This is a genomic window from Curtobacterium sp. S6 (assembly GCF_000710345.2).
Classification (GTDB): Bacteria; Actinomycetota; Actinomycetes; order Actinomycetales; family Micrococcaceae; genus Rothia.
Window position 1 is genome coordinate 450,731 of the sequence record NZ_JHEL01000015.1, and the last position, 20,171, is coordinate 470,901.

Annotated in this window: 17 protein-coding genes and 2 tRNA genes; 1 reads left to right on the plus strand and 18 read right to left on the minus strand. The window is 64.5% G+C overall.

Features of this window, described 5'->3' with window-relative positions:
- Nucleotides 1-46: 46 nt before the first annotated feature.
- From CURSPS6_RS04250 to CURSPS6_RS04310, 13 genes are all read right to left on the minus strand, one after another.
- Nucleotides 47-119 (minus strand) — tRNA-Ala (locus tag CURSPS6_RS04250).
- A gap of 74 nt (nucleotides 120-193) precedes the next feature.
- On the minus strand, nucleotides 194-478 hold the full coding sequence (locus CURSPS6_RS04255) for an antibiotic biosynthesis monooxygenase family protein (RefSeq protein WP_030014379.1): 285 nt from the start codon (nucleotides 476-478) through the stop codon (nucleotides 194-196).
- A 148-nt stretch (nucleotides 479-626) separates the two neighbouring features.
- A tRNA-Ala gene (locus CURSPS6_RS04260) sits at nucleotides 627-699 on the minus strand.
- 116 nt (nucleotides 700-815) lie between these two features.
- Nucleotides 816-1,241, minus strand: a complete 426-nt coding sequence (gene rsfS, locus CURSPS6_RS04265) for a ribosome silencing factor (protein ID WP_035810182.1) — start codon at nucleotides 1,239-1,241, stop codon at nucleotides 816-818.
- 31 nt (nucleotides 1,242-1,272) lie between these two features.
- Nucleotides 1,273-2,109 carry a hypothetical protein gene (locus CURSPS6_RS04270; protein ID WP_030014381.1) on the minus strand — a complete coding sequence of 279 codons (837 nt, stop codon included), beginning with the start codon at nucleotides 2,107-2,109 and terminating at the stop codon, nucleotides 1,273-1,275.
- Between the two features lie 152 nt (nucleotides 2,110-2,261).
- Nucleotides 2,262-3,002 (minus strand): nicotinate-nucleotide adenylyltransferase, encoded by a 741-nt coding sequence (gene nadD, locus CURSPS6_RS04275; protein ID WP_082470335.1) that lies wholly within the window; start codon nucleotides 3,000-3,002, stop codon nucleotides 2,262-2,264.
- A gap of 52 nt (nucleotides 3,003-3,054) precedes the next feature.
- Nucleotides 3,055-3,291 carry a hypothetical protein gene (locus tag CURSPS6_RS04280; RefSeq protein WP_030014384.1) on the minus strand — a complete coding sequence of 79 codons (237 nt, stop codon included), beginning with the start codon at nucleotides 3,289-3,291 and terminating at the stop codon, nucleotides 3,055-3,057.
- Nucleotides 3,292-3,366: 75 nt separating this feature from the next.
- Nucleotides 3,367-4,674, minus strand: coding sequence for a glutamate-5-semialdehyde dehydrogenase (locus CURSPS6_RS04285; protein ID WP_030014385.1), 1,308 nt, complete (start codon nucleotides 4,672-4,674; stop codon nucleotides 3,367-3,369).
- 108 nt (nucleotides 4,675-4,782) lie between these two features.
- Nucleotides 4,783-5,988: a glutamate 5-kinase gene (gene proB / locus CURSPS6_RS04290; protein WP_030014386.1), complete on the minus strand. Its 1,206-nt coding sequence runs from the start codon at nucleotides 5,986-5,988 to the stop codon at nucleotides 4,783-4,785.
- Nucleotides 5,975-7,585 (minus strand): GTPase ObgE, encoded by a 1,611-nt coding sequence (gene obgE / locus CURSPS6_RS04295; RefSeq protein WP_030014387.1) that lies wholly within the window; start codon nucleotides 7,583-7,585, stop codon nucleotides 5,975-5,977. Before obgE ends, proB begins: the two co-directional genes overlap by 14 nt.
- Nucleotides 7,586-7,719: 134 nt before the next feature.
- The gene (gene rpmA, locus CURSPS6_RS04300; protein WP_030014389.1) at nucleotides 7,720-7,977 is read right to left on the minus strand and encodes a 50S ribosomal protein L27; all 258 of its coding nucleotides are present in this window, start codon (nucleotides 7,975-7,977) and stop codon (nucleotides 7,720-7,722) included.
- Between the two features lie 52 nt (nucleotides 7,978-8,029).
- Nucleotides 8,030-8,341, minus strand: coding sequence for a 50S ribosomal protein L21 (rplU, locus tag CURSPS6_RS04305; RefSeq protein WP_030014390.1), 312 nt, complete (start codon nucleotides 8,339-8,341; stop codon nucleotides 8,030-8,032).
- A gap of 305 nt (nucleotides 8,342-8,646) precedes the next feature.
- Nucleotides 8,647-11,700, minus strand: a complete 3,054-nt coding sequence (locus tag CURSPS6_RS04310; protein ID WP_051687623.1) for an Rne/Rng family ribonuclease — start codon at nucleotides 11,698-11,700, stop codon at nucleotides 8,647-8,649.
- 462 nt (nucleotides 11,701-12,162) lie between these two features.
- Between CURSPS6_RS04310 and CURSPS6_RS04315 the strand changes: the two genes are divergently transcribed.
- A complete protein-coding gene (locus CURSPS6_RS04315; protein ID WP_235503669.1) occupies nucleotides 12,163-12,807 on the plus strand; it encodes a vitamin K epoxide reductase family protein in 645 nt (214 codons plus the stop codon).
- Between the two features lie 64 nt (nucleotides 12,808-12,871).
- On the opposite strand, the gene ndk is transcribed toward CURSPS6_RS04315, so the two are convergent.
- Genes ndk through ileS form a run of 5 tightly spaced genes read right to left on the minus strand, consistent with a single transcriptional unit; the run spans nucleotide 12,872 to nucleotide 19,907 of the window.
- Nucleotides 12,872-13,285, minus strand: a complete 414-nt coding sequence (ndk, locus tag CURSPS6_RS04320; protein ID WP_030014393.1) for a nucleoside-diphosphate kinase — start codon at nucleotides 13,283-13,285, stop codon at nucleotides 12,872-12,874.
- A gap of 3 nt (nucleotides 13,286-13,288) precedes the next feature.
- Nucleotides 13,289-14,563 carry a hypothetical protein gene (locus tag CURSPS6_RS04325; protein ID WP_152978052.1) on the minus strand — a complete coding sequence of 425 codons (1,275 nt, stop codon included), beginning with the start codon at nucleotides 14,561-14,563 and terminating at the stop codon, nucleotides 13,289-13,291.
- A 26-nt stretch (nucleotides 14,564-14,589) separates the two neighbouring features.
- Nucleotides 14,590-15,033, minus strand: coding sequence for a DUF4233 domain-containing protein (locus CURSPS6_RS04330; RefSeq protein ID WP_030014396.1), 444 nt, complete (start codon nucleotides 15,031-15,033; stop codon nucleotides 14,590-14,592).
- Between the two features lie 9 nt (nucleotides 15,034-15,042).
- A complete protein-coding gene (locus CURSPS6_RS04335; protein WP_152978053.1) occupies nucleotides 15,043-16,587 on the minus strand; it encodes a bifunctional folylpolyglutamate synthase/dihydrofolate synthase in 1,545 nt (514 codons plus the stop codon).
- Entirely contained in the window at nucleotides 16,584-19,907 is a 3,324-nt protein-coding gene (gene ileS / locus CURSPS6_RS04340; protein ID WP_051687624.1) for an isoleucine--tRNA ligase, read from the minus strand. Before ileS ends, CURSPS6_RS04335 begins: the two co-directional genes overlap by 4 nt.
- Nucleotides 19,908-20,171 lie beyond the last annotated feature (264 nt).

A 20,171-nucleotide genomic window follows, 5' to 3' on the forward strand; every position in this document is an offset into this window, starting at 1 on the left:
CAAAAGGCCGGCATCGCTTTCGCGATGCCGGCCTTTTGCCGTTGAGTGGAGCTGAGGGGACTCGAACCCCTGACCCTCTGCATGCCATGCAGATGCGCTACCAGCTGCGCCACAGCCCCAAGAACTTGATCAGTGTAGCAAGGCTCGCCCCGAGAAGGGTAATCGAACCTGGCGAGCCTTGCCGCCGTAGAGATCAGTCCAGGTCCACGACCTCGAATTCCAGCATGCCTTCCGAAGTGGACACGGTGGATTTAGGGTCCCGAGGTGTCCTCTGCGACGCCCATGCCTGGAAACTCTCCTCATCCGCCCACCGGGTGATGACGAAGTATTCCTTTTGCTCACCGGCCGGGCGAAGCAACTCGAACCCTTCGAAACCGGGAGCCGAATCCACGGAATGCTTGCGTTCCGCAAAGCGGTGTTCGAGTTCCTGGCCCGCGCCTTCTGGGACCGACAACTTATTGATCTTGACGACGGTCATGTCTGCCTCCTTGTGTCTGCCGACACTCTCAGCATATTCCGGCACTGAGGGGCCAACCATGTCCTGGGTCACTGTCAAAACCACGGCACGGTGGAGCGGGAAGCACAAAAAAGTACCCCGCCCAGATGGACGGGGTACTTCTTGCCGGTGGAGCTGAGGGGACTCGAACCCCTGACCCTCTGCATGCCATGCAGATGCGCTACCAGCTGCGCCACAGCCCCAAACGATGATCCCGAGGATCATCTTCGGTGTTACCTCGCGGCAACTCCTCTACTATACGAGAGCCGATCCAGCCTGCGCAAATCCGTAGCGAGTGATCTACCCCACCAGGAAGGCTTTAGGACTTCGGCTCAGGTGCCAGCTCCGAGGCTTCGGGAAGTTCTCCGACTTCCTCGACCTCGTTCTCCACACCCAGCGGGATGCGGGGTGCGTCCGCCCAGAGCCGGTCGAGGGCGTAGAACGCGCGCTCTTCCTCGTGCTGAACGTGCACCACGATGTCGCCGAAGTCCAGCAGAACCCAGCGGCCACCGGACTTCCCCTCGCGACGAATCGGCTTGAGGTCCTTCTGTTCCCGCAGCTGGTCCTCGACCTCGTCCACGATCGCGTCCACGAGTCTTTCGTTCGATGCGGAGACGATCAGGAAACCGTCGATGAGCCCCATGATTTCAGAGACGTCATACGCGTTCAGTTGGGTAGCTTGTTTCGATTCGGCGGCCTGGGCCGCCAAGATGATGGCATCTATGGATTCTTGCGTTGCGGTCATGGCGTCCTTTCGGGACTGAGATGAGCGATCGTTAGAGCAGGAAGACAATTCCCAGGACAACGGCCGCGATGAGAAGTAGTGCGATGAGAACGAAGACCGCGATCCTCGAACCCGATTTGGGTGCCTTGCGGTCCATACCCGACAGGTCCAGGCCGTGGGCGTCCATGGCCCGAACGGGGCGAGCCGCGGAGGATGGCGACGCGTCGCTCACCGAATTCTCCGTCGCCTCCCGGGATGAGTCCGATCGGCCGGCATCCCCCATGGTCGTGGCGTCGGTTCCGCTTGATGCCGAGACCTCCGAGCCGAGGCTTGCGGCACCGTCGCCCGGATCGATAGCCCCCGGGGAAGGCGCTTCCTCCGGCGCACCGACCGGAAGGGTGCTCGCCGAGGTCCGCTGCTCTTCGGCGGGGAGTGTGGCTCCCCCGGCCACGTCGTCCGTCTCCGGAGCATGAGAACCGAAGACCACGGGAACGCCCATGGTCACCGGACCCAAGACGTGCTCGTCGTAATCACGTTTGATGTCGGTGCTGCTAAACCCGGAGAGATGTGCCGGATTAATGGACATGCTCGGAGTGTCCGCGACAGATCCGGATTCGCCGAGAATATGGCGCTGAACCGCGTTCAGCACGTCTTCTTCCTGGAATTTAACCGCGGATGAATCACCTGCAATAAAGGCGTCGAACTCCGCGTTTTCGCCGAGCTGCACGAATTCGCCGTGTTCCTCCAGCGAATGGGAAAGGGCCTCGAACCGTCGCTGAATCTCCAGGACGTCCGGGCTCGGCTCTGCCGCCGGTACGATCGGCACGCCCTGGGTATGCAGGGGCGGCTCTCCCCTGACCTCGGCCAGGTACTCCCGCCGGTACCTCATGAGGCGACGAGGACCGTACTCCTCTGGAGCCGGAGGGACCTGTGTTCCGTCCTCCGCCACATACACCTTGTCCGGATCCGACGAGATGTCGGTCGTGGTGGGAAGATTGCTACTCAGCTGAAAACTCCTTGACGTATCCGCTCGACGTGGCGTTACCGCGTCGCTGTTGAGTCTACCGGCCTATGGTTGCCTCCGTGTTCCCTCGGGAGACGGTCCGGATTTTGGCGCCCCCGCACATCGTCAGAGTCCACGTGGGGATCGTACAGGTCGTATTTGTTGATGTACTGAACGACGCCATCGGGAACCAGATACCACACGGGCTTGCCGGCGGCCGATCTCTTGCGAACATCGGTCGAGGAAATGGCCATGGCCGGCACCTCGAGCAGCCCCACACCCTCGCCCTGATAGGGCGCGGCCAGTTCGTGCCCGGGGCGCGTCACGCCCACGAAATACGCCAGGTCCCACATTTCCGAGGCATCTTTCCACGAGAGGATCTGCGCCATCGCGTCGGCCCCCGTGATAAAGAACAAGTCGGCATTGGGCCGAATGGAACGCAGATCACGCAGGGTGTCGATCGTGTAGGTGGGCCCGGGGCGATCGATATCCACCCGCGAAACCGTGAACCGTGGATTGGACGCGGTCGCGACGACGGTCATCAGATAGCGATGCTCCGCCGAGGAGACCTTCTTGTCCGCCTTCTGCCAGGGCTCTCCGGTGGGCACGAAGACGACCTCGTCGAGATCGAAGACCGAGGCGACTTCGCTGGCCGCCACGAGGTGCCCGTGGTGGATCGGGTCAAAGGTGCCGCCCATGACGCCGAGGCGGGTGCGGCCTTCTCTGCGGGCGGGAACGGAAACGCCGTCGCAGGGGGTGAGACTCAGATGTGGATTCATGAACTGCATAGCCGGAACCGCACACAGGCGGTCCCGGCTCTCTTCCAGACTTCTAGCGGCGGTGTTTCTGGCTGTACTCGGTCATGGCCTCGACTTCCTCCGGGGAAAGGGATGAGGGGCTCACGGAGTCCCGCTGAATCCCTCGGCCGGAGAAAGACATGGTCACGATGGCCAACAGCACAAAGGCGCAAAAGAAGATCACGGCGACCAACCAGTGCGGAATTCCGAGGTCGTAGCCTTCGGACTCTTTCGCCACGGTTGCGGAGGCGAGGATAACGGTGTTGAGCATGTTCTTAGATATTCCCTTCCGACGCGACGCTGAATTCGTCCGCCGTGGTGCCGGTGCGATGAAGTCACACCCAGTTTAGCCCCTGGTATGACCTTGTCCGCGGACAACCCACTGCGAGGAGGTCAGTTGGGCGAGACCCATCGGGCCGCGAGCATGCAACTTCTGCGTGGAGATACCGACCTCGGCCCCCAGACCAAGCTCTCCACCGTCCGTGAATCGTGTCGAGGCGTTGACCATGACGGTTGCCGAGTCGACGCGATTGACGAATTCATCCGCCTTCCGGAGGTCGTTGGTGATGATCAGCTCGGTGTGCCCCGTCGAGTACTTCTGGATGTGCTCGAGGGCTTCATCCATGGAGTCGACCACTCGAACCGACATTTCCAGGGCGAGGCTCTCGGAGTCCCAGTCCCCCTCGGTCGCCGCGACCACGCGATCGGACAGGCCCCCGGCGAGTTCCGCGGCGGCCTCGTCGACGTGGAGACGCACGTCCGCCTCGACGAGCGCCTGCAGGACGTCCGGGGCGGCCGGGGCGCCCTTCTGGATGAGCAAGGTCTCGGCCGAGTTACAGGCCGAGGGGCGGTGAATCTTGGAGTTGACCACCAGCGGGACAGCGGAATCGGCAGTGGCCGACTCGTCCAGGTAAATATGAACATTTCCCTCGCCCGTCTCGATCACGGGCACCCGGGCGTTCTGCACGACCGATTGGATGAGGCTTCCTCCGCCGCGGGGAATCAGCACGTCGACCTTGCCTCGGGCCAGCATCAGAGCGTTCGCCCCGTCGCGGCCGAATTCATCGACCGACTGGACGGCGTCCATCGGCAGGCCCGCGGCATCGAGCGCGTCGCGGATCACGCCCACCAGCGTCTTGTTGGTCTCCAATGCCGCGGACCCGCCGCGCAGCATCGCCGCATTGCCCGATTTGAGGGCCAGGCCGGCGATGTCGACCGTGACATTCGGTCGCGCCTCGTAGATGGCGCCGACCACCCCGAGCGGCACACGAACCCTGGAGACCCTCAGGCCGTTGGGCAGGGTTTGCCCGTCCAGGATTTCTCCGATGGGATCGACCTGCGAGGCCAGGCTATGCAAGGCCTCGATCAGGCCGTCGATGCGCTCGTGAGTCAAGGTGAGACGATCCAGCAGGTTCTCGGCGAGGCCCTTCTCCGAACCCCGGGAAACATCCTGCGCGTTGGCGCCGAGAATGACGTCGCGGTGCTCGTCGATGGCCTCCGCGATGCGGGACAGCGCCCGGTCCTTTCGGCTTCGGTCGGCGGTTGCCAGCACGCGCGACGCGGCGCGGGCGTCGTCGGCCATCGCATTGACGGCGCTCTGGACATCCTCGGGAACCGAGAAGGTGGACTGTTGTGCCTGTGCGTTATCGCTCATGGCATCCACCATAGCGGGACAGGGATCGTGATTCATCCGCTTTCACTGTGCGTAAAAGCCGATGACGTGGTCCTTCACGATCCCGGCCCCATCGAAAACACGCGCCTGTTACGGCTTGCGACGCAACAGGGCGAGGTTGTCCACGTGCACGAGCACCCCGTCGAAGCTCTCTCCGAGATCGTCGACGACGTCGTCGGTATGCTTTCCGGCGGTCTTGCTGCATTCATCGCTCGAATAGGCGGCGATTCCGTGGGCGATGGTCTTCCCTTCGGGGGTTTTCAGCGCGATGGCCTCCCCCGGACGGAAGACGCCCTCGACCTTGGTCACGCCGGCCGCCAACAGCGAGGTGCGCCGCCGGATGGCCTTGACGGCACCGGAGTCCAGGGTCAGCGCGCCCTTGGTCTTGGCGAGCTGGGTCAGCCAAACCAGACGCACGGAGCGACGCCCGCCAGTGGGTTTGAACCAGGTTCCGACGTCCTCCCCCGCAAGCGCCGCGGCCGCGTTGGCGGTCGAGGTCACCAGGGCAGGAATGCCCGATGCCGAGGCAATCTTGGCGGCCTCGACCTTGGTGACCATGCCGCCTGAACCGACACCCGCGCGCCCGACCGTGCCGATTTCCACGCCCTCAAGGTCCTTCTCGGGATCCGTGATCTCCGGGATGCGCTCCCCGCCTTCCGCGGGATGCTTGGTGTAGAGGGCATCCACGTCCGACAGCAGCAACAGGGCGTCGGCCTTGATCGTGTGGGCCACCAGCGCGGCGATCCGGTCGTTATCGCCGAATTTCAACTCGTGGGTCGCCACGGCGTCGTTTTCGTTGACGATCGGCAAAACGTTGAGGTCGAGAAGGCGCTCCAGCTGACGATGCACGTTGTGGTACCGGTTCCTGTGCATGAGGTCCTCGGCCGTGACCAGCACCTGGGAAATCGTGACGTCGTACCGGGTGAACAGCTCCGTGTAGCGCGTCATGATCAGCGACTGTCCCACCGAGGCCGCGGCCTGCTGCGTCGAAAGATCCTTGGGGCGACGGCTAAGCCCCAGCGGGGCCAAACCGGCGGCGATCGCGCCCGAGGAAACGAACACCACCTCGACGTTGCGTGCGTGGGCCTTCGCCAAGACGTCGGTCACGGTCGCGACCGCGAGCTCGTCCAAGGAATTCGCGATCGACGTCAACGACGAGGAACCGACCTTGACGACGACGCGCTTGGCCTTGGGGATGTCCGATCGTTTTTCGATCGGGCTGACCCGGTTTTTGCCTCGGTTCTCGGCAGACCGCTGGATCTCTGTCTGTTTGAGTTTCGCGCTACCCTTGCTCATCTTCTGTTTCGTCTCCTCGAGAAGTACTCTCGGTGCCGTTTCCACGAGCCTTGCGCTCACGCGCCTGCTCCACCGATTCGGTCCATTTGCCGGCAAGACGTTCGGACTCGAGGTCCGCGCGGGCGGCCGCCCTCGCGTCCTTTCGCTGCTGATAGTCTTCGCGCTTTTCGGCACGGGTCGGTCGGAGAAGCTCCTCGAGCCGGGCATCGGTTCCCCGGGGGCTCGTGAGATTCTCCGCGCCGGTCATCATCGTGGGCTCCCAGTCAAAGAGCACGGCGTCCGCGTCCGGACCAATCGCCACGGCGTCACCGGGCTTGGCACCTTGTTTGAACAATTCATCTTCGACACCGAGCTTAGCCAGACGATCCGCCAGGAACCCGACCGCCTCGTCATTTGCAAAATCGGTCTGTTTGATCCAACGCTCCGGCTTCTCACCCAAGACGCGGAAGAGCGGCTCCAGGTTTCTCTCTTCATGACGAATTGAGAACTCCCGAGCCTTCTTCTTCGAGAAGCCTCGGGGACGAATGACCGCGGGGGCCGGCTCCGCCTCTTCGGTCTCGGCGGCCTGGGCACGCGAGGCCTCGACGAGCTCGGCCATGGCGAAGGACAGTTCCCGCAAACCTTCGTGCGAGGCCGTCGAAATCTCCACGACCCGCATGCCGCGGGATTCCAGGTCTCCCCGGACGAATTCCGCGAGCTCGCGGGCCTCCGGCACGTCGATCTTGTTCAGGACGGCGATGTGCGGGCGTTCGACCAACGGCGTGGACGTTTCCGCCGAGGGATCCACCTCGTAGCGGGACAATTCCGCGTTGATGGTCTCGAAGTCGCTGATGGGGTCCCGGTACGGTTCCAGCGTCGCGCAGTCGATGACGTGGACGATGGCCGCGCACCGCTCAACGTGTCGCAGGAAACGATGCCCCAGCCCCTTCCCCTCGGAGGCGCCTTCGATCAGCCCCGGCACGTCGGCCACGGTGAACCGAACGTCCCCGGCTTCGACGACGCCGAGATTGGGCACCAACGTGGTGAAGGGATAGTCGGCGATCTTGGGCCTGGCGGCGCTGATGGCCGCGATCAGAGAGGACTTACCCGCCGAGGGGTAGCCGACCAGGGCGACGTCGGCGATCGACTTGAGCTCCAAGACGATGTCCCGGGCCTCCCCCTCGATCCCGAGGAGCGCGAAACCGGGCGCTTTACGCTTGGGAGACGCCAGTGCGGCGTTGCCCATGCCGCCGATCCCGCCGCGGGCCGCGACGTACTCGTCGCCCTCGCGGACAAGGTCGGCCAGGACCTCGCCGTCCTTGGACTTCACGACGGTTCCCTGGGGGACGGAGAGGATCAGATTCTCGCCGTGCCTCCCGTGGCTCATCGCCCCGCGGCCGACGTCGCCCTTGGGAGCGGTCTGATGCGGCAAATGGTGGTATTCCAACAGGGTCGTGGACTGGCCATCCACGCGCAGGATGACGTCTCCCCCGTTTCCGCCGTTGCCTCCGTCGGGGCCTCCGAGGGGCTTGAACTTCTCACGGCGCACGGAGACGCAGCCGTCGCCGCCGGATCCACCGCTGGCGTGCAACACGACCCGGTCCACAAAATTGGCCACACAAACTCCTCGAAATGATGCGGTGCGTTTTCCGCGATTCTATCTGTTAAGCAGAAAAGAGGGCATACGCGACGTACGCGCATGTCCTCTTTTCCTGGGCCGGCCCGTTGGACCGGCACATCACGACGGGAGTATTACTCCGCCGCGGACAAGATGTTGACGACCTTGCGGCCGCGACGACGGCCGAACTCGACCTGGCCGGCGGCCAGAGCGAAGAGGGTGTCGTCTCCACCGCGGCCGACGTTCTCGCCCGGGTGGAAATGGGTGCCGCGCTGGCGAACGATGATTTCGCCGGCGTTGACGGCCTGGCCGCCAAAGCGCTTCACGCCCAGGTACTGGGGGTTGGAGTCGCGGCCGTTACGGGTTGAGCTTGCACCTTTTTTATGTGCCATTCCTGCCTACCTTCGGATGAAAATATTCTGACGGAAAACCGTGAGTCGATGACTAGGCGTTAATGCCGGTGATCTTGACCTTGGTCAGATCGGCCCGGAAGCCCTGTCGCTTCTTGTAACCGGTCTTGTTCTTGAACTTCTGAATGACGATCTTCGGACCGCGGAGGTCCTCGACCTTCTCTGCGGTGACCGTGGCCGAAGCCAGGGACTTCGCATCGGCGGTGACCGACTCGCCATCGACCAGCATCAGGACGGGCAGCTCAATGGTGCTGCCGGCCTCGCCGGCGACGCGGTCAAGGGTCACGAGGTCTCCGACGGAAACCTTTTCTTGGCGGCCGCCAGCGCGGACAATCGCGTACACCACTTGGGAACTCACTTCTCTCGACGTTATATGTACAAAGTTTCTTGGGGAGGGCGCCCGAACCGGCGACCTCTCGCTGAGACGGATGAGGCCTGCCGCATCGCTGTCAACGGTGGGGACCGCGTCGCGTCTGCACCCTCATGCTCATCTACCCTTCTCAGCCCGTATGACCGGCCCGGACATAAACGTCCGTTCATGAGATGTTAATGAGCACCGACATACAAGACTACGATACCGCAGGTGCGGCGGCAAGTGGCGGTGATGCGTGTCGCGCACTCATTCACGCGACACGCATCACAATGCCCGGTTTATTCGGCGCGGCGAATCTCCGACGCCTTCACCCCGACGCCGAGCATGGTGACCTCGTCGGAAGTACCGTTCTCCCGTGACGGCGACCGGTACTCGCCCGAGGACACCGTTCCGCCCGACGCCTTGCCGGCGATACCCGACTGGATCTCGCCACCGACACCCGTGCTCGAGGCAGCACGCCGGCTACGACGCTTCTTCGGCTTCTGGACCGCTTCGGCCTGGGACTGTGTGGCCTGGCGCGTCTCGGCGGGCTCCTGCGCAGCTTCCGGTGCCTTCGCCTCGCCCGATCCGGGCACGGCAACGCCTGTCACGGTCGCGGCCGACGGATCCGGCGTGTTGTCGCGCGCCGGCTGACGGCGGCCGTTTCCGCGTTGCTGGGTGGAGCGGTTGTCCCCGCTTCCGCCATTCTCCGCGGGCTTCTTCCTGCGGTTACGACCGGGACGCATGTCTTCCAACGCTTCGAGCGCCGCCTTGCGGGCTGCTTCGGCGCCCTGGCGTCCCGACCGGGTCCGGGCGGCGTCGCGGCGGCCTTCCGAACGGCGTCGGGCCCGCGAGATCGTCGAGGCCTCCTCGGACGGCTCCGGGGTCTCCGCAACCGGCTCGTCGGCCCGCTGCTCCTCGGAACCCTTGTCCTCGAAGGCCGCGCTCAGCGAGTCCAGGCTCATCGAGGCGTCGTTATTCTCGGTGCTCTTGCCCTTGCTCCGACGCTCGGACTGCGGCAGGTTGACCACTTCACCCTGGATCGTCACGACCATGTCCGGATCGGAATCCGTGATCGAACGGTGCTGGCGCCCGTCGGCCTGATCCTGATCCGCCGCGTCCTGAGGGGCCTGGCTCGCGGCATCCTGGGGCTGGTGCGAATCCGTCTGACGGTCCTTATTGCGCTTGCGACGCTTCCGCTTCTTGGCCGACTTCGACTCGCCGCCCTCGACGGCCTGTCCCGTCTGCTCCTGACGCTTGCCTTGAGCCGAGGGCGCTTCCTCGTCCTGCTGGACCGAGGCCGCCGCGATATTGGCCACGGCGTTGCGGTTGGCCTCGGCCTGAGCTTCGTCGCGCTTGGCCGGCTCGTGCGACGGCTTCGAGGAACGGCCGCGATCCTTATTGCGCTTACGATCCTGGCGGTTGTTGTGCTCGACGGGTGCCGCACCCGCGCGGCCCTTCAGGGGCTGGTCGTGCACGATGATCCCGCGGCCACCGCAGTGCTCGCAGGATTCGGAGAACACGTCGAGCAGGCCGGTGCCCATGCGCTTGCGTGTCATCTGGACGAGACCCAAGGACGTCACCTCGGCCACCTGGTGCTTGGTGCGATCGCGCCCCAGGCACTCGATCAATCGGCGGAGCACGAGGTCCCGGTTTTGTTCCAGAACCATATCGATGAAGTCGATGACGATGATTCCGCCGATGTCACGCAGTCGAAGCTGGCGAACGATCTCCTCGGCGGCCTCCAAGTTATTCTTGGTGACCGTCTCTTCGAGGTTTCCGCCGGAGCCGGTGAACTTGCCGGTATTGACATCGACCACGGTCATCGCCTCGGTGCGGTCGATGACCAACGAACCGCCGGACGGAAGGAAAACCTTCCGCTCGAGAGCCTTGGCCAGGCCTTCCTCGACGCGGTAGTGATCGAAGAGGTCATCCTCGCCGTCCCACTTCTTGAGGCGATCGACAAGGTCCGGGGCCACATAGGTCACGTAGGCCTCGATGTTGTCCCAGGCCTGCTCCCCCTGGACCACCATGGCCGAGAAATCCTCGTTGAAGACGTCGCGGACCGTCTTAATGGTCAGGTCCGGTTCCTGGTAGAGCATTTCCGGGGACAGCGTCTTCTTGGACTTCGACTTGGACTCGATCTCCTCCCACTGGGCACGGAGTCGGTTGATGTCGTGCGCGAGCTCTTCCTCGGCGGCACCCTCGGCGGCGGTGCGAACGATCACGCCGGCGCCCTCGGGCAACTTGTCCTTGAGGATTTTCTTGAGCCTGGCCCGCTCGGTATCCGGCAGCTTCCGGGAGATGCCCGTCATCGACCCACCCGGGACGTAGACCAGGTACCGCCCCGGCAGGGAGATCTGGGAGGTCAGCCGAGCGCCCTTGTGCCCGATCGGATCCTTCGTGACCTGAACCAGGACGGAGTCACCGGATTTCAGGGCGTTCTCGATCTTGCGGGGCGCCCCGTCCAGGCCGCTGGCATCCCAGTTGACCTCGCCGGCGTACAGCACGGCGTTCCGGCCGCGTCCGATGTCGACGAAGGCCGCCTCCATCGACGGGAGGACATTCTGGACCTTGCCCAGATAGACGTTTCCGATCAAGGAATCCTGCTGCGTCTTCGACACAAAGTGCTCCGCGAGCACGCCGTCTTCCAGGACGCCGATCTGGATGCGGTCGTCCTTCTGCCGGACGATCATCTGGCGATCCACGGATTCGCGACGGGCCAGGAACTCGGCCTCGGTGATGACCTGGCGGCGACGTCCCGACTGCCGGGAATCCCGGCGCCGCTGACGCTTGGCTTCGAGGCGGGTGGAACCCTTGACGGAGGTGACCTTATTGGAGGCGGCGGCCTCGTTCAGGCGCGGCGTACGCACCTTGGTCACGGTGTTGGGCGGATCGCCCTCCGACCCGCCGGTCAGCTCGAGGTCTTCACCGCCGCGGCGGCGGCGACGGCGGCGGCGCGAGACGACGTCTCCGTCCTCCACGACGTCGTCCTCGGGCTCGTCGTCTTCTTCGGCCTCATCGGTGCTCTTCTTCGGCTGCTTGACCGCGGCCTTGATCTCGTCCAGATCCGGTGCGTGGAACAGGAGGGACGTTGCGGAAACCGCGGGGAACTTCTCCCCGGTGTCCTGAGATTCCTCCGCCGACGACTCGTCGTCGGTCTCGGGGGTGGCATCACCGGTGGAATCGGCCGGAGCGGCAGGCTCCGCCGGGGCGCCGGTGCCGGCAGCCTGTGCGGCCTGGTCGACGTGGGGAGAGGTCTCGGCGGCGGTTGCCTGCCCCTCGGTACTGTTGATGGGTTCGGCCGAATCGGCCCCGCCAAATTCCGCGGTGCCTTCTGGTGTTGTGCTCATGTGTAGTTAGTACTCCTATGAAGAGCGTCCCGAGCCGCACCCGGGATCTCTCGATTATTCGGTCTCACCACGTCGTTCGCGGCGACCGGAAGTCGTTGCGTACCCGGTGGGGCTCTTCGAGCCGGCAATGTGGACTCGCCGGCGAAGGGCACCACCTGGGCCAATGAATGCGCCGAGCTTCGCTTCCTGCTGAAGTCTTGTGCAAGGTGGTCTTCGCGTCCCGATCCGGAACGCGGTGCACGGCACCTATCGGCTGCACATTGGGCTGTGAACCGCGTGCGGCGCGATTCTCACCTCTGTCAGTATCGCACAGCAATGCGCCGGCATGCTGGATTACCGATTGCCAGCGACCTCTCAGTTGAGATTCGGGTCATCTCACGGGCCTTTAGAGCCGCCGATGGCTAGGATAATTCTGAAAGACGCGGCGTCCTGCCGCACTCTCCAACCCCCAAGGACATTCTCGTGAGCACTTCCAGCCTCGACCATGCGGCGCCCCGCGGCACGGACCGCGTCCCCGCGGAAGCCGGCGGGGCCACCGAGAAACGGTTCATCTGGCTTCTCATCGTGACGGGGGCCGTCGGGTTCTTCGCGGCCGCGGCCCTGGTCTTTGAGCGGTTGCAGGTCTACCTGGACGCCGGGCACAAGTCGAGCTGCGACATCAACGCCCTTCTGAACTGCGGCACGGTCATGCGCACCCCGCAGGCCGAGCTTTTCGGCTTCCCGAATCCCTTCATCGGGCTCGTCGCTTACACCATCATCCTCACCCTGGGCACGGCGATGTTGGCCGGCGCGCGGTTCTCGCGCTGGTATTGGATCTGCGTCGACATCGGCACCATCCTCGGATCGCTGTTCACCTTTTGGCTGTGGTATCAAACCACCTTCCAGATCGATGCCCTCTGCCTGTACTGCATGGTCGTGTGGGTCGTCCAAACCATCCTGTCGGTCAGCATCACCATGCATAACATCAGGATCGGAGCGATTCCGGTCTCGCCGCGGGTCGCCGAGACGCTCCCGCGGTGGAATTGGTTCCTCATCGTCATGATCCTCTTGGTCATTTTCGGGATCATCTTCATCAGGTTCTTCGCGAATATCTTGGCGATGTTCTAACCGGCCACAACAGAACCGCCCCGGCGCCATGCGGCACCGGGGCGGTTCTGTTGTGCTCTGGGGATTAGCCGAACCAGATGGAGATCTCGCGCTCGGCCGACTCGACGGAGTCGGAACCGTGAACGAGGTTCTTCTGAACCTTCTCGCCCCAGTCGCGTCCCAGATCGCCGCGGATGGTGCCGGGAGCGGCCGTCGTCGGATCCGACGGCCCCATCATGGTGCGGACCGCCTCGATCACGCGGTCGCCCTCGATGACGGCGGCGACCACCGGGCCCGACATCATGAATTCGAGGAGCGGCTCGTAGAAGGGCTTACCTTGGTGCTCCTCGTAGTGCTGTTCCAGGATCTCTCGCGTCGCGGACAGGCGCCGCAACTCCGCGATCCGAAAGCCCTTGGTTTCGATGCGAGAGAGGATCTCCCCCACCAGATTCCGCTCGACGCCGTCGGGCTTGACCAGGACCAATGAACGTTCCGTCATCTGTTAACTCCTCGTGTCGTTCGTGTCTTCTGCTTCGATCCTATCCGGGCCGTAGATCCGATCTATGGTGACGCCCATCTCTCGCAGGAGGGAAGTTCCGAAGGAAATGGTCCCCAGGAACACGGTACGGTCCGTGACCGTACCCAGCAGCCCCTCACGTGGTCTCGGGCGGAGGCGTCTGCTCAATTCCGGGGGAAGGTCATAGTCGAGGTGGCTGCCGGCCAGGGTCACGTACTCGTGAGGCAGGCCCTCGCGATCGAGCCAGTCGGCGATTCCCACCAGATTCTTGGTCCTCGGCGCGGACCACGCGACGCGGTCCACGCGCCCCCAGTCGTGACGCGCTCTGGCGATGGTTGCCGCACACCCCACGGGATCGATGCTGGCATCGATCATGATCCTGGCGCCTCGTTCCGTGAGGTACGTCTGGCCCCGACCGGGACGGCGCACCTCGGGGCCGTCCGTCGGTGGGAGGATGGCCCACTCACGCGCCGCGGACCCGGCCAGCGCCCGACCGAGGGCCAGATTCTGGGCCGCGACCTCGCCCGGCTCGACCGTGTGGACCTCGGCACCGGTCCGCGCGATCACCCGGTTGAGGACCGCCGCCGGAATCGGGCTTTGGGGCACCGACCACGCCACGTCGCCATCCCGAAGCAGCCCGCACTTTTCCCACGCAACGTGTTCCAGATCGGGGCCGAAAACGTCCAGATGCTCAGGAAAAATGCTGGTCAGGCCCACGCACAGGCGATCGAAGAGGGAGATCTCGTCGTGGGCGCCGCCCATTCCGGCCTCATGCACGATCACTTCGGCCCCGGCGCCCGTCAGCATGGCGTGACCCATCACGGTCATCAGGCCCGTTGGCGACAGGTATCCGTCGGGGGTCGCTCCGACCTCCGACACGGCCTCGTCCAAGCGGCGCAGCCAACGGTTATAGTGATCGACGCCGACGACGGCCCCATCCAGTGTGAACCGGTCCAGGTTGGACAGCAGCCCCGGCGAGGACACCAACCCCGCCCGGAGGCCCGCGGCCGAAAGGTGCGCGGCGGCCGTGGCGGCCACCTGACCCTTTCCTTTAGAGCCCGTGACCAGGACCGTGGGCACGGTCTGGGGGCCGTTCAGGAGCCGGAGGACCCTCTGCGCGGCCTCCAGGTCACGGGATCGAGCCTTACCCTTGGTCCGCCACGACCCGAAGACCGCGCGCGATTCCAGCTCGAGATCGATGCGGTCGGGATCGGCCGTGCCACAGGATCCGCCGACCCAGCACGGCGACGGCCTACCCACCGCGGAGAAGAGACGGCCACGGACTTCTAGCCGGCACCGTGCGTCCGTTCCCACTCGAGTTCGGCATCCCAGCGCTCTTTCTTCTCCCGGTCGATCTTTGTCCCGGTCAGCATGGAATACCACCACGCCGCCAAGAAGCAGAGCCCGATGACGAACATCGCCGGCAGAAGGAAACCGGTGGCGACCAGGACCAGTTGCAAGATCCATCCCGCCGCGTAACCCCACGGCTTCCGTAACACCGCGCAGTTGGCCACGAAGGCCGCAGCCAGGATCACGCCGCCGATCATGACGCCGGATTTGACCCCCACGTCCGAGTGCAGGTGTTGCAGTCCGAAATACGCGAGGGTTCCAAAAAAGACCACGAAGGCCTCCAGAAGCAGGACGGTCGACGCGAACATCACCTTGACGGACCCGGGCTTCTTGATCTGGCCGGGCCGCCATTCGCGCTGCGCTTTAGTAAGGCGTGCCATGTTCTTCTCCTAGTGTCCGAGCAGCACTCGGGCTTCGCCGACCACGGTGATCGACCCCGTGACAAGGACGGCGGCGTCGAGTTCCTCGCGGGTGGCGGCGTCGGAAATCGCGGCCACCGTGGCGTTGTCGAGACGGTCGTGAACTTCCACCTGGTCCTCGTCGAATCCGGCGTCGAAGGCCATCTCCGCCAGGTCCTCCGCGGGGATGGCCCGCGGCGAGGTCGAGGCCGTGACGTACAAGCGCGCATCGAATTCCGGGGACTCCGCGTATTTCTCACGCATGATGTTCAGCATGGACCGAGCGTCCTTGTCCTGGAGGATTCCGACCACGATATTGAGCTGCCGGACATCGAAGGACTCCTCGACGGCCCGAGCGGAGGCTGCGACGCCGTGGGGATTGTGGGCGGCATCCAGGATGACCACGGGGGCGTTGCGCACCACCTCGAGGCGGCCCGGTGAGGTGGCTTCCTCGAATGCCGTGCGCACCAGATCCACCGACAGCTCCTTGCCGCCTCCGCCCAGAAAGGCCTCGACGGCCGTGATCGCAAGGGCGGCATTTTCCGCCTGATGGGCCCCGAGGAGCGGGAGCGCGATCTCCTCGTATCGGCCGGCCAGTCCCTGGACCGTCAGGACCTGTCCCCCGACCCCGGGGGTTCGGTCCGCTACCCCGAATTCGACCCCTTCGAAACGAAATTCCGCCGAATTCTCCCGTGCCGTCTGGAGGAGGATCTCGGCGACGCTCGGTTGCTGCGCCGCGGAGACGAGAAAGCCGTCCTGCTTGATGATTCCGGCCTTTTCCCGGGCGATCTCCTCGACGGTCTCGCCCAGCATCTGCGTGTGGTCGAGATCGATCGGGGTCACGACGGAAACCTGGGCGTCGGCGACATTGGTGGCGTCCCACAGGCCGCCCAGCCCGACCTCGAGAATCATGACGTCCACGGGCGCATCGGCGAAGATCGCGAAGGCCAGGGCCGTCATGGCCTCGAATTCGGTCAGGGGAACCTCGCCCTGTTCTTCGAGGCGCGCGTCCACCATCTGGAGAAACGGGCGGATCTCGTCCCAGACGCGGACAAACGTGCGGTCGGCAACCGGTTCCCCATCCACGCTGATGCGCTCGTTGACGCGCTCCAGGTGCGGAGAGGTATACCGGCCGGGCCTTAGGTCGTGGGCCATGACCAGACGCTCGACGAGCCGGGCCGTCGAGGTCTTGCCGTTGGTTCCGGTGACGTGGATGACCGGGGCGCTGTGTGCCGGGTCCCCGAGGTAATCCATCGCCAGACGCATCGCGTCCAAACGCGGTGCCATCTCGGTCTCCGGAGCGCGCCCCCGAAGTTCGGCGTAGATGGACTCGACCGAGAAGACGTCATCCATGATGTCCCCCGAGTCCTCGCGGGCCGGCGTCGGGAGGTCGGAGAGACCCTCCATGCTCGTCACGTCGTCGAGGTCGATCTCCTCGGCGATTTCTGCGTCCTCCGGCCCGAGGGGGTTGAGTTCCTCGGGAAGGTCGTCCGGTTCCTCGCTGGAGTCGTTGTCGCGGAATGGTTGGTCGCTCATGCATCCTTCTTCGCGTGATCGTCGGCGACCGCTTCCACGGTGACCGACGGCGCCTCGGCGGCCTCGAGCACCAGGTGGGCGGTCAGGGTCTCCCCCGTCACCAGGGCTTCGTGGGCGCGGATCGCGCTCAATGTCTCTTCGTGGTCCCGGATCACCGTGGTGATGCGGTCGCTGACCTTGAGCCCGGCATCCTTGCGGGCCTGCTGGATCGTACGGATCATGTCGCGGGCGGCGCCTTCGGCCAACAGGTCGTCGGTCAGCTCGGTGTCCAGGACCAGGAAGCCGCCGTCGATCACGGAGACGGCGCGGCCTTGGCCCTCACCCTCGGCGACCACGGTTTCCAGCTCGTATTCCCCGGGCTCCAGGGCGAACCCGCTACCATCGGCGCGCATGCCGACCACGACGGTGCCGTCCTCGCGCACCTCCCAATCCCCCGATTTGGAGGCCTTGATGGCCGCCTGGACCTGCTTGCCGAGGCGAGGACCCGCGGCGCGAGCATTGACCTTAAGGCTCCGGGAAATCCCGTAGTCCTCGGGCGAGACCTCGTCCGCGGCGAGCACCTCGACGCTCTTGATGTTCAGCTCCGAGGCAATGATGCCCGCAAACGTACCGGCCAACTCCTTGCCCCGCGGAACCGCGACCGTCAGGCTCGCCAGCGGCTGGCGCACGCGGAGGTTTTCCGCCTTGCGCAACGCGGAGCCCGCCGAACAGATGGCCCGGGTGGTCTCCATGAGCTCGACGAGATCGCTTTCTTCCGCGAAGGCTCCCGGCGTCGGCCAGTCGGTCAGGTGAACGGACCGGCCACCGGTGAGCCCCCGCCAGATCTCTTCCGTTTCGAGCGGAAGCAACGGTGCAGCCACGCGACACATCGTCTCGAGGCACGTGTACAGAACGTCGAAAGCGGCGATGTCCTCGTCGAAGAACCGTTCGCGGGAACGGCGGACGTACCAGTTGGTCAGCGCGTCCGTGTAGACGCGCAAGTGCTCGCACGCGCTCCAGACGTCGTAAGCGTCGAAGTCTTCCGTGACCTGCTCGACCAGCTGCCGCGTCTTGGCCAGGATGAACCGATCCATCACGTGATCGCTCGAGTATCGCAACCGCGCGTCGTATCCCTTGCCGTCGAAAGCGGCGTTCGTGTAGAGCGTCAGGAAGTGATAAGCGTTCCACAACGGAAGCATGACCTGCCGGACGCCTTCGCGAATCCCCCGTTCGGTGACAATCAGGTTTCCGCCACGCAGGATCGGCGAGGACATCAGGAACCAGCGCATCGCGTCGGAGCCGTCCCGGTCCAACACCTCGGTGACGTCGGGATAGTTCTGGAGGGACTTGGACATCTTCTGCCCGTCCGAACCGAGCACGATCCCGTGCGAGATCACGTTGGTGAAGGCCGGGCGGTCGAAGAGGGCCGTGGAGAGGATGTGGAGCGTGTAGAACCACCCGCGGGTCTGGCCGATGTATTCGACGATGAAGTCCGCCGGATAGTGATTCTCGAACCACTCCTTATTCTCGAACGGGTAGTGCACCTGCCCGTACGGCATGGACCCCGAGTCGAACCAGACGTCCAAGACGTCCGGAACTCGCCTCATGGTCGAGCGTCCGGTCGGGTCGTCGGGGTTGGGCCGCGTCAGCTCGTCGATAAAGGGACGGTGGAGGTCCGGCTGCCCCTCGTGATTCAGCGGCATGCGTCCGAAGTCCGCCTCGAGCTCGGCCAGCGAGCCGTAGACATCCGTGCGGGGGTAATTTGGGTCGTCCGAGACCCACACGGGGATCGGCGAACCCCAATAACGGTTCCGTGAAATCGACCAGTCCCGCGCGTTCTCGAGCCACTTGCCGAACTGCCCGTGCTTGACGTTCTCGGGGATCCAGTTGATCTGCTCGTTGAGCTCGACCATGCGGTCCTTGAACTGGCTCACCGCAACGTACCAGCTGGTGATCGCGCGGTAGATCAGGGGGTTTCGGCAGCGCCAGCAGTGGGGGTAGGAGTGCACGTAGGACTTTTCGCGCAACAGCACGTTCTTGGCACGCAGGTGCCGGATGATCGGAGTATTGGACTCGAAGACCTGGAGCCCGACGATGTCCTCGAGCTCGGTCCCCCGGAAGAGCGGGAGCACCTTGGCGCCTTCGTCCACCGTCAGGATCACGGGGATACCGTAGCGGTCGCACGTCGCCTGGTCGTCTTCACCGTAGGCGGGGGCCTGATGCACCACGCCGGTACCGTCGGTGGTCGTCACGTAATCGGCGAGCAGAACCTGCCACGCCTGAGAGGTGTCGTAGGAATCATGGCCGACGAACGTGTCGAAGAGCGGTTCGTAACGAAGGCCCTCGAGATCGCGGCCCTGGTAATGGGCCTGGACGGCGGCCTGGGCCGCATCGGCGTCGTCGTAGCCGAGGTCCGTGGCGTAATCGGCCAATCGCTCCGCCGCGAGGAGGTAGCGCGAGGCGTCGGCGGCGGTCCCCTGCGGCCCGGCGGGCAGCACGACGTAGTCGATCTCGGGTCCCACGGCCAGGGCGAGGTTGGCCGGCAGAGTCCACGGCGTGGTCGTCCAGCCGATCGCCGCGACGCCCGCGAGCTCGTGGCTGATCTCGGTCTCGCCGTCCCGCAGCGTGAAGGAGACGGTGACCGTGGGGTCTTGACGGTCCTTGTAGACGTCGTCGTCCATCCGCAATTCGTGGTTGGACAGCGGCGTCTCGTCCTTCCAGCAGTAGGGCAGCACGCGGAAGCCCTGGTAGGTCAGGCCCTTCTCGTGAAGCTGCTTGTAGACCCAGATCACCGACTCCATGTACTCAACGTTGAGCGTCTTGTAGTCGTTCTCGAAGTCCACCCATCGGGCCTGGCGGGTGACGTATTTCTCCCACTCGTCGGTGTACCGCAGGACGGACGAACGGCACGCATCGTTGAATTTGTCGATGCCCATGTCCTCGATCTGCCGCTTATCGGTCATGCCGAGTTGCTTCATGGCTTCCAGTTCCGCCGGAAGCCCGTGGGTGTCCCAACCGAATCGGCGATCGACCTTATGCCCGCGCTGGGTCTGGTACCGGGCGACGAGATCCTTGACGTACCCGGTCAGAAGGTGGCCGTAATGCGGCAGGCCATTGGCGAAGGGAGGCCCGTCGTAGAAGACGAATTCGTCCGTCGCCCCTTGTCCCTGGTCCCGCTGCGAGATGCTGGCCTGGAACGTGCCGTCTTCGTTCCAATAGTCGAGGACCTTTTCCTCGAGCTCAGGGAAAGACGGTGACGCCGGTACGGACTGCGATGACGAATTGGTCGCCTTGGGATAGTGATTGCTCACGCGGACATCCTGGTTCTCGAAAAGGAACATTCGGTTGCGTCAGGACGCCGAATCGGCGCGGTACCACCTCACTTGCCGAGGACGCCGAGACGTCCCGCGGTGACCCTGGGGCCACCGCGGGGGTGTCTCAGCGGCATCGGCCGCTTCATGACGGCTGTCTCGGGCCTACCCGTCCGGGTCTAGTGAGGCTGTATCTATTCCGTGGGCTCCCGCGCCGCAACGCATCGAGGGGAGAACACAGGTACTGCCCGTTCTTCCGGATTGCTCGCCGGTGATGGCCGGGTCTTCGCACTG